1 protein-coding gene is annotated in these 1860 nt (G+C 35.8%); it reads right to left on the bottom strand.

What is annotated here, in order from left to right; all coding sequences use genetic code 11:
* Window positions 1-310: 310 nt before the first annotated feature.
* Window positions 311-1609 (bottom strand): polysaccharide deacetylase family protein, encoded by a 1299-nt coding sequence (locus tag NE257_RS11025; RefSeq protein ID WP_251886480.1) that lies wholly within the window; start codon window positions 1607-1609, stop codon window positions 311-313.
* Window positions 1610-1860: the final 251 nt, after the last annotated feature.

The following is a 1860-nucleotide window of genomic DNA, read 5'->3' as shown; positions in this document are numbered from 1 at the left end:
ACTTTGCAACAGAACCGTCTCACCTCTGTTTTACTGGTTATCGTCAGGTCAAAACGGTTTTTTTACAACCTCTATTCACGGTGTTCAAAGCCCAACTCCTTGAAATAAGTCTGGATTTTTCAAAACATGAGAAGCTGTTTAGAAAAATTCATTCTTATTGTCGGCGGAGCTGAACGGTCTTTTCACAACCTTATCCACGGTGTTCAAGAAGCAACTCCTCAGCAATAAGCGCTAGATTTCCAAAATATGAGAAACTATTTTAGAAATCTAGTTCTTATTTGCTCGGAGCTGGACGCTTCTTTCACAACCTCTATCCTCGATCTTTTTGGTCATACACTTCTTTGACGTTGATAAATTGATCAAGTATTGGATTTTCTCCTTTTAGGTCAGCTTCGAAACGGATACCGTCAATATTGATTCTGGCGTTACGGTAGTAGTCAGTTCCTAGTTGTCCCCATGCAGGAGTTGAGGCATCGACATTGCAGAAGATATCAAATCCTTGTTGTTTCAAGTAAGCAAATTTTTGATTTGCTTCAGAATAAGGTTGCCAATCGCTGATGTCAGCGCCAAATGGGTAGATCAAAATATTTGTTTTGCCTAAAATAGGTGCAACTTCATTTTGCCAACGTTCATTATCTTGTTGGATATCGGCTAAAGAAGCTTGTGTCATATTCAAGTGTCCCCAAGTATGAGAAGCAAAACTCCAACCATCTTTCTTTAATTGATCAGCAACTTTTTTGGCTGCTCCGATTTCTTTGTTTGTTTTTTCGTTATCACCATATTCTGATTTTGATGTACGGTAACCTAATACACCATTATAGCCTGTTAAAGCTAATGTTCCTTTGGCGCCTTGATAAGAAAAATCGGGATGTTTTTTAATAAATGAATCGATCAATGGAACCATATCATAGTCACCAACAGTTTCCTTCTTATTGTCGATATAAATATTCTTGATTTGGTTCTGTTTATCGACAATCAACTTACTTGGAAATCCTGAATTGTCCATGTATTCATAATAGCTGACATCGTCTTGCGAAAGAATTAACGGTTTCTTTCCTTCTGGAAGAGAAACACCTGTAAAGGTCAGTTTTCCATCTGTTCCTTTTTTGACTAATCCATTTAGATTAACAAGAACATAGTTATTTTTATATAACTGATCAATGGTTTTATTGAATTCGGAAATAGTGACCATATAATCTTTATACCCTTGTGCTTGCTGGGTATGAAAAGCCTTAGCTGGATCAACAATCAGACTATGAAAGAAGACGTGTGAGATTTTGGTCGGGTCTTCCCATTTTACCAAGGATTCTTTTTCTTTTTTCAAAGTTGCTAACAATTGTTGCGCTTCTTTGGCGTCGTCTTTTTCAAGTAAGGCGATGGCTTCATCATAATGATAACTTGCAGCAAGCTGTTTTGCTTGATCAAGCTGTTTCGTCGTTTGTTTATCTTCAACAGGTTTTGAGCTGCTGCTTGAGTGTTGAGTTGTTTGACTAGTGTTTTCTAATTTATTGTTTGTTGCTGCTTGTGTAACAAAAAAGATACTTACACCTAGAATAATAACAGTGCATACAGAAGTGACAGCCAATATGATTTTGTGTGTATGTTTCATTTTATCGTCCCCTGCTACTTTTTGATTTCAAAAACCCCCGTAAGCTTTTCTTAACCTTTTGAAAAACTTCCCATAACCATTGTAACGAATATAGAAACAAGTGTAAAAGAAACTTTTGTTTTTTTTGATTTTTCTCTTATTTTCTTTAACTAGAGCGCTTTTTATGAGAAGTACTATTTTGTAAAAGTTATAAAGTGAGAGAGGTGAAAATGTTCGGATTTTCGCTGTTTTTATTTCTAAGAAAAACTAAA

It is taken from the genome of Enterococcus italicus (assembly GCF_023743875.1).
Lineage (GTDB): Bacteria > Bacillota > Bacilli > Lactobacillales > Enterococcaceae > Enterococcus_G > Enterococcus_G italicus.
The sequence above is the reverse complement of the archived record's forward strand: the minus strand, read 5'-3'. Positions and strand labels throughout refer to the sequence as shown.